Genomic DNA, 8,061 nt, shown 5'->3' on the forward strand with positions numbered 1-8,061 from the left:
CGATGCGCGCCCCGACGACACCATCGCGCCCGCAACCCGATTCGCTCTGGCGGGCGATGGTCGCGCGCGTCCCCACGATGGACGCGCCGGTCAGCACGGGTGCGCCGCTCGCACGCGACATCAGCGTGGAAGTGGCGATCATCGGTGCGGGCTATTCGGGCTTGAGCGCCGCCTATGCGCTGCAAAAGCGCGGCGTCGAATGCGCGGTGCTCGATGCGAATCCGGTCGGCTGGGGTGCGAGCGGTCGCAATGGCGGCGTGGTGTCGTCAAAGTTTCGTCTCTCGTTTCCGGCGATTGCGAGCGCACATGGCGTCGATGTGGCGAAGCGCATGCATCGGCTCGCGCATGAAGGCGTGCGCACGGTCGAGGCGTTCATCGACGAGTTCAAGCTGACTCGCGCGCAGTTCGAACACACCGGCAGCCTGCGATGCGCCCATACGGAGCGCGCATTCGACTCGATACGCGCCGAAGCGGACTGGGTGCGCACGACGCTCGGCGATACGTCGATGACCGTGCTGTCGCGCGCGCAAGTGGCGCATGAAACGGGCTCGAAGGAATTCGTCGGCGGCGTGTTGAGCGCGGATGCGGGCACGATCCTCCCGCTCGAATACGTGCGCGGCATCGCGGCGGCCCTGACCGCGCGCGGCGTGCCGATCTACGAAGCGACACCCGTCATCGACATGTCGCGCACGCAGGACGGCCGCGTGCTGTTGAATGCGCCCGGCGGAACGGTGCGCGCGAAGCAGGTGATCGTAGCGACCAACGCGTACTCGAATCTGACCGATGCCACCGCTTCGTATCATCGTGAGCTCGTGCCGTTCAGAAGCGCGATGATCGCGACGGCGCCGCTATCGCCTGAACTCGATTCGCAACTCATGGTGAATCGCCGCAGCTATACGGAAACGCGCCGCATGATGAAGTGGTTCCGCAAGGCCGATGGCCGCATGCTGTTCGGCGGCCGCGATGCATTCGGCAAGGAAGGCGAGCCGACCGGCTTCGATGCGCTGCAACGCGCGATGGTCGCGCTCTTTCCGCAACTGAAGGACGTAGCCGTGGAATATCGCTGGTCGGGTTATGTCGGCATGACGTTCAATGCGCTGCCGCACGTGGGACGCAGCGACGACGCCACCACGTTCTGTCTCGGCTACAACGGCACGGGCGTCGCGATGGCGAGCCTCATCGGCCAGCACGCGGCTGCGCTGGCGCTCGGCGACAAGCCGGAACTCGCGCTGCTCGCGCAAGACGGCTTGCGGCCCGTGCCGTTCCATGCGCTGCGCGCGCCGGGCGTGAGGCTCGTCGCCGCGTGGTATCAGTTTCTCGACGCCGTGGGTGCATGATGACGACAGCCAAACGGATTCTCCAGGACACCGCCGTGATGCAAGCCGCGACCATCGACCCTTCGGTGCGCCATCAGCGTCGTGAAGATCGCACGATGCTGCTGTTGATGGCGCCCGCGCTGCTGGTGATCGTCGTGCTGCTCGTGGCGCCGCTCGTATGGCTGTCGTGGCAGTCCTTCTATCACGATGGCGTGTTCTCGCTCGTGAACTACAGGCGCGTCTTCACGGGCGCGTATCTCGACACGTTTTTGCTGACGTTCAAGCTCAGCCTCATCGTGACGGCCATCACGCTATTGCTCGGCTATCCGGTCGCGTACTTCGCGGCGTCGATATCGCCGCGATGGAGCGCGCTCGTGCTCGGCATGGTGATCCTGCCGTTCTGGACCAGCGTGCTCGTGCGCACTTATGCTTGGCTCGTGCTGTTGCAACGTACGGGCCTCATCAACAAGGCGCTGCTCGGTGCGGGCCTGATCGACCGGCCATTGCAGCTTTCGTATAACCAGTTCGGCACGATCATCGCGATGGTGCATATCCTTCTGCCGTTCATGGTGCTGCCGCTCTATTCCGCGATGCAGAAGATACCGCCGAATCTCTCGCAGGCCGGCGCGAGTCTCGGCGGATCGCCCTTGCATGTGTTCTGGCGCGTGTTCCTGCCGCTGTCGATGAGCGGCGTGCTCGCGGGCGTCACGCTCGTGTTCGTGCTGTGCCTCGGCTTCTATATCACGCCGGAACTGATGGGCGGTGGCAAGTCGATGATGGTGTCGATGATCGTGAGCCGCAACGTCGAGATCTATAACAGCTGGGGCGCGGCGAGTTCGGTGAGCGTGGTGCTGCTCATCTGCGTGTTCGCGATCTTCTACGGCGTGAGCCGCGTGATTCCGCTCGAAAAGACGCTGGGGGCGAAATGAACTCGATATCGTTTGGACGCGTGACGCTGGGCGCAACGGTGATGCTGATACTCGCGTTCCTGATGATTCCGGTGATCATCGTCGTGCCGCTTTCTTTTTCCGATGCGCGCTTTCTGACGTTTCCGCCGCCGGCTTATTCGTTGCGCTGGTATCACGCGTTCTTCGATAACCCCGCGTGGATCGATGCCGCCAAGACCACCTTCGCGGCTTCGACGTGCGCGGCGCTCATCGCGACGCCGGTCGGTGTCGCGGCGGCTTATGGCATTCAGTACGGATCGCACTGGTCCTTGCGCTATCTGCGACCGCTGCTGATGCTGCCTTTGATGGTGCCGATCATCATCGTCGCGGTGGGCGTGTTCTTCGTATTCACGCAGATGGGTTATGTGAACACGCTCGGCGGACTCATCATCGCGGATACGATGCTCGGATTGCCTTATGTGCTGATTTCCGTCGGCGCGGACTTGCGCACGTTCGATCGCACGCAGGAGATGGTCGCGCGCAGTCTCGGCATGAACCGCTTTCGCGCATTCATGGCGGTGACGCTGCCGCAGATCAAGGCCAGCGTGATTTCCGGCGCGGTGTTCGTGTTCATTCAGGCGCTCGATGAAACCGTCGTTGCGCTGTTCATTTCCGGCGGCAATAATCAGACGCTCACGCGCCGCATGTTCGTCACGTTGCGCGATGAGATCGATCCGACCATCGCCGCCATCAGCACGATGCTCACGGCGCTGACCTTGTGCCTCGTGATGATCGTCGTCGTGAGCAGGCGTTCATCGTCGGCCGCGCGGGCCTGACTCTTTCACTACGGAAAAACATGCGACATCTACAGCAGTTTTATATCGACGGCGAATGGGTCGAGCCTTCAGGCAGCACGCGTTTGGCTGTCATCGATCCATCGACGGAAGAATCGATCGGCGAAGTCGCCCTCGGCGATGCACGCGATGTCGATCGCGCGGTGGCGGCGGCGCGGCGTTCGTTCGTATCGTTCTCGCAGACGCATGTGGAAGAACGCGTCGCGTTGCTCGAGCGCATGCTCGAAGCGTATATCGCGCGTTACGACGAGATGGCCGATGTCATCTCGCGCGAGATCGGCGCGCCGACGAAGCTCGCGCATGCATGGCAGGCCGCGCTCGGCAGGCGGCATATCGAGGAGACGCTGCGCACGGTCGAGAACTTTCCGTGGCAGCGCAGGAAGGGCACGACGCTCGTCAACCACGAACCGGTGGGCGTGGCCGCGCTCATCACGCCGTGGAACTGGCCGATCAATCAGATCGTGTGCAAGGTCGCGCCCGCGCTTGCGGCGGGATGCACGGTGGTGCTGAAGCCGAGCGAAGTATCGCCGATGAATGCGGTGCTGTTCGCCGAGATCATGGATGCGGCGGGCGTGCCCAAAGGCGTGTTCAATCTCGTGAATGGCGATGGACCGACCGTCGGCGCGGCATTGAGCGCGCATCCCGATGTCGATATGGTGTCGTTCACCGGTTCGACGCGCGCGGGCATTGAAATCGCGAAACTGGCCGCGCCGACCGTGAAGCGCGTGCATCAGGAACTGGGCGGCAAGTCGGCGAACATTCTGCTCGACGATGTCGATCTCGAAGCCGCCGTGACCGCGGGCGTGAACTCGTGCTTCAGCAACAGCGGTCAATCGTGCAATGCGCCGACTCGCATGCTGGTGCCCGCATCGCGGCATGACGAGGCTGCCGAGATCGCGTTGCGCGCGGCTCGCAGGCATCGGGTGGGACCGGCCGGCGATCCGGCGACGACGATAGGCCCCGTGGTCAGCGATGTCCAGTTCGGGCGCGTGCAGCGGCTGATCGATATCGGCATCGAAGAAGGTGCTTCGCTGGTGACGGGCGGCCCCGGACGTCCTGATGGACTCGTACACGGTTACTACGTGAAGCCGACGGTGTTCGCGAACGTGAACCGGTCGATGACGATCGCGCGCGAGGAAATCTTCGGACCGGTGCTCGCGATCATGCCGTATCGCGATGAGGAAGAAGCGATCGCCATCGCCAACGACACGCCTTATGGATTGGCGGCTTATGTGCAGTCGAAGGATCAGGAACGTGCGCGGCGTGTGGCGATGAAAATGCGCGCGGGGAGCGTCTATGTCAATTATCCGGCGTGGGACCCGGGCTCGCCGTTCGGTGGCTACAAGCAGTCGGGGAATGGGCGTGAATATGGGGAGTGGGGGCTGGAGGCGTTTCTTGAGGTGAAGGGGATTGTGGGTTATGGCGAATAGTTGAGCGTGCGCGTGGCCGGTTCGCGTTTGTCATGCGCCGTGCCACGCAACACATCCGCCACGCGTTCCGCGATCATGATCGTCGGCACATTCGTGTTGGCGCACGGAATCGACGGCATCAGCGATGCATCGCACACGTGCAGACCTTCGACGCCATAGACCGCGCCGCGCGCATCGGTTACGGCCAACGGATCGTCCGACGCCCCCATGCGGCATGTCCCCGACGGATGCCAGGTGCCACCCACCGAACGCTTCACGAACGCCGTCATCGCGTGATCGTCTTCGAGCAGTTCGTCGATGGTCACGCCCTGCGTCACGACATGCTCGATCAATGGATTGCGCAACGGTCCGGCGATATCGAGCAACGCGCTCAACGCGCCGCGCTGCACCGCGTTCCATGTGCCCGGAACAGCCACCGCGGCCACGCGCGGCGAATAACTCGACGGAAAGATCGCGTCGCGATGCGCGTTCATCGATGGCGATGACAAAACGGAAGATCCGAAGCGCAACGCCAGCTTGAGCCGTTCGAGATCGCGCGAATCGGAGAGCATGGCGAAATCGACATCGGGTTCATCGAATGCACTCGCCGATGCAAGCGTCACGCGTCCACGCGAATACGACTTGTTGACCCAGAAGAAGATCGTGCCGAGTCGATATCCGACCGAATGCCAGCCCGAGCGCGACAGGATCGCGCCATGCATGTCGCCTTGAACGGTATTCGGCAAGCCGGAAGAGAAGCGCACGATCGCCTGCTCGTGATGTTCGTCCGCAAACGGCGTGCGCGCGGCGCGCGGCAGATATGCGGACACGGCAATCGACGGATGCTCCATCAGATTGCGCCCGACACCAGGACGATCCGCGAGCACGTCGATGCCGAGCGAGGCGAGTTCATCGGCGGGACCGATGCCGCTTCGCATCAGCAATGCGGGACTATGAATCGCACCCGCCGATACGATCACGCGATGCGCCTTCAGGTCTTCACGCGTGCCGTCAGCGCGCACGATGCGCGCGCCGGTCGCACGCTTGCCGTCGAACAAAATTCGCTCGACGACTTCGCCGGTTCGTATCGTCAGGTTGCTGCGTGCGCGCGCGGCATCGTCGAGATAACAGACGGAAGTCGGGATGCGTTCTCCCTTCGCACTGACCGCGATCGAACCGATGAACGCGCCGTCTTGCCAAGGCCCGTTTTGATCGTCGTGCAATGCATGACCGCTTTCGGCAAGCGAGCCGAGGACCGCGCGCACGAACGGCGATATGCGCGGCCACGGCGTTCGCTGGATACGCACGGGGCCATCGCTGCCGTGCAATGCGCCGCTGAAATCGCAATCCGTTTCGAGCGCGCGAAAGTAGGGCAGGCATGTTTGCCAGTTCCAGCCCGACGCGCCGAGTGCTTCCCATTCGTTGTAGTCGGCGGGCGCGCCGCGATTGGCCATCAGTGCGTTGATGGCCGAGCCGCCGCCCAGAAGACGCGCCTGTTCGTAGCGTCGCGTGGCGGCGCTGCGGCTCATGCGCGCTTTCAACGTCTGCCAGATGTTGCGCGTGTCGAGATACGCGCGGCCCGGATAACGGCTGCGAATGGCATCGGGCATCGTGTGCGCGGAGATATCGCGGCCCGCTTCGACGAGACATACGTTCGCGTGCGCATTTTCGGAAAGGCGCGCGGCCAGCACGCAACCAGCCGAGCCGCCGCCCAGAATCAGATAGTCGAACACGTGAGACGCTTAAGGCCGCGCTACTGCATGAATTTGAGCCAGCGCGCCTTCGCCTGAATCCCCGGCTCCGATGCCCACCAGTCCTCCGACAGCAGCGCCTGCTTCGCCGCATTGGCCGGCGCGCTCGGCAATTCGGCCGCGCGTTTGTCGGTGATCTTGCCGGTCTTGAATGCGGCCGGATTGCCCGGACCGTAGTCGATATACAGCGGCAGATTCGCCTGCAATTCCGGCGACAGGGCCGCGTTCAGGAAGCGCACGGCATCGTTCAGATTCGGCGCGTTCTTCAGGATGCAAAGCTGCGTGTTCTGCAGAATGCCGTCGTTGAACGTGAAGGCGACGTCCGGATCATCCTTCATCACGGCGCTGGCGCGGCCATTCCAGATCATCGTCATATCGACTTCGCCGTCGTGTAGCAATTGCGCGGACTGTCCGCCCGAAGTCCACCATACGGTGATGTTCGGCTTGATCTCTTCGAGCTTCTTGAACGCGCGGTCCACGTCGAGCGGATAGAGTTTGTCGCGCGGCACGCCATCGGCGAGCAGCGCGGCTTCGAGCACGGTCATCGGATCGTTGCGTAGCGCGCGCGTGCCGGGAAAGTTCTTCACGTCCCAGAAGTCCTTCCAGCTTTGCGGCACCTTCTTGAGCGTCTTCTTGTTATAGCCGATGACGGTCGAATAGAACTCGTACGCCACCGAATACGGCGTGCGGTATTTCTCGGGGACCGTCGCCGCGTTGGGAATCTTCGAGAAATCGAGCTTTTCCAGCAGGCCTTCGCGTCCGCCGCGCAGGCAGTTGGAGGGCGGCGTATCGACGACATCCCAGATCGGCTTGCCGGTCGCGCCTTGCGCCTTGATCTGCGGCCACGCGTCCGGAGTGCTGTCCTGGTTGATCGTGATGCCGAGCTGTTTCGCGGCGGGGTCGAGAATCGCCTTGGTCTGCGCTTCCTGATACGCGCCGCCTTGCGACACGAACGTGATCTTGCCCGCTGCGAACGCGGGCGCCGCGCTTGCGATGGAGAGCAGCAAAGTCATGGCGAGCGGGCGAACGGCGAAGTGCGGACAGCGGAACCTTGCAATGTTCATCACGGCGTTTTCCTCGACACGGTTGAAGCGGATGTCTTGCGGATCGCGCGGTCCCGCATGGCTTCGACCGAAAGCGGAGACGGCGCGTGGATGACTAAAAATATATTGAGTCAAATACGCGGGGGCAACGCCGGAATTGTTGGAGTGACCATGACCTGATGTTATGTCAGTGAAATGGCCACGTTCTGTCGCGGGTTCAGAAGATCACATAGACCTTGCGCATGGTTTCATCGACTTCCCATGTGCCTTCGGTGTTCGCCGCGAAGAAGAGCGTATCGCCGCCGGTGAAATGAATCGTGTCTTCACCGTCGGGAGTGAAGCGGCCGTTGCCCGCCAGGAAATGCATTACTTCTGCCTGCTTGATCGAACGGCGATACGTGCCGGGTGTGCATTCGAATACGCCGGTATCGATGGCCTCGCTGCCCGGGATGACTTTTTGCACGCCGGAGATTTTGATTTCCTGTGGGCCGGGAAGGCCCGCTGTGCCCCAGTTTTCCAATCCCTCAATCGCAATGCTCTGTCTGATCTGTTGAACTTTCATTGGTTCTGCCTTTGATGGTTTGGGTTTTTTTGTTGCCGGATCCCGGTTTCTTAGTGGTTTATTAGCGTTGCCCCTATGCGGGGCGGCAGTCACTTTCTTTGCTGCTGCAAAGAAAGTAACCAAAGAAACAGCTATCCCCAGCCTAAGCACTTCACACCGGCCGCGGCACAGGCGATTGGCCTAATGGCCCGGCACTAGCGAGTGCCCCCACAAGCAGACAAGGGCTTGGATCGCGCACG

7 protein-coding genes are annotated in these 8,061 nt (G+C 62.4%); 4 read left to right on the forward strand and 3 right to left on the reverse strand.

Going from position 1 to position 8,061, the window contains the following annotated elements:
- Positions 1-2 precede the first annotated feature (2 nt).
- From ACEN42_RS26580 to ACEN42_RS26595, 4 genes are read left to right on the forward strand one after another with little or no spacing between them, the layout of a single operon-like run.
- The gene (locus ACEN42_RS26580; protein ID WP_371884876.1) at positions 3-1,337 is read left to right on the forward strand and encodes an NAD(P)/FAD-dependent oxidoreductase; all 1,335 of its coding nucleotides are present in this window, start codon (positions 3-5) and stop codon (positions 1,335-1,337) included.
- A complete protein-coding gene (locus tag ACEN42_RS26585) occupies positions 1,334-2,245 on the forward strand; it encodes an ABC transporter permease (protein WP_238292147.1) in 912 nt (303 codons plus the stop codon). Before ACEN42_RS26580 ends, ACEN42_RS26585 begins: the two co-directional genes overlap by 4 nt.
- A complete protein-coding gene (locus tag ACEN42_RS26590) occupies positions 2,242-3,039 on the forward strand; it encodes an ABC transporter permease (protein WP_187606665.1) in 798 nt (265 codons plus the stop codon). The genes ACEN42_RS26585 and ACEN42_RS26590 overlap by 4 nt, the downstream gene beginning before the upstream one ends.
- 20 nt (positions 3,040-3,059) lie before the next feature.
- On the forward strand, positions 3,060-4,487 hold the full coding sequence (locus ACEN42_RS26595) for an aldehyde dehydrogenase family protein (protein ID WP_371884877.1): 1,428 nt from the start codon (positions 3,060-3,062) through the stop codon (positions 4,485-4,487).
- On the opposite strand, the gene ACEN42_RS26600 is transcribed toward ACEN42_RS26595, so the two are convergent.
- From ACEN42_RS26600 to ACEN42_RS26610, 3 genes are all read right to left on the reverse strand, one after another.
- Positions 4,475-6,199: a GMC family oxidoreductase gene (locus tag ACEN42_RS26600; protein ID WP_371884878.1), complete on the reverse strand. Its 1,725-nt coding sequence runs from the start codon at positions 6,197-6,199 to the stop codon at positions 4,475-4,477. The genes ACEN42_RS26595 and ACEN42_RS26600 overlap by 13 nt on opposite strands.
- A 20-nt stretch (positions 6,200-6,219) precedes the next feature.
- Positions 6,220-7,281, reverse strand: coding sequence for an ABC transporter substrate-binding protein (locus ACEN42_RS26605; RefSeq protein WP_371884879.1), 1,062 nt, complete (start codon positions 7,279-7,281; stop codon positions 6,220-6,222).
- 196 nt (positions 7,282-7,477) lie between these two features.
- Positions 7,478-7,822: a cupin domain-containing protein gene (locus ACEN42_RS26610; protein WP_371884880.1), complete on the reverse strand. Its 345-nt coding sequence runs from the start codon at positions 7,820-7,822 to the stop codon at positions 7,478-7,480.
- Positions 7,823-8,061 lie beyond the last annotated feature (239 nt).

This window comes from Caballeronia sp. S22, from assembly GCF_964261745.1.
Classification (GTDB): domain Bacteria; phylum Pseudomonadota; class Gammaproteobacteria; order Burkholderiales; family Burkholderiaceae; genus Caballeronia; species Caballeronia jiangsuensis.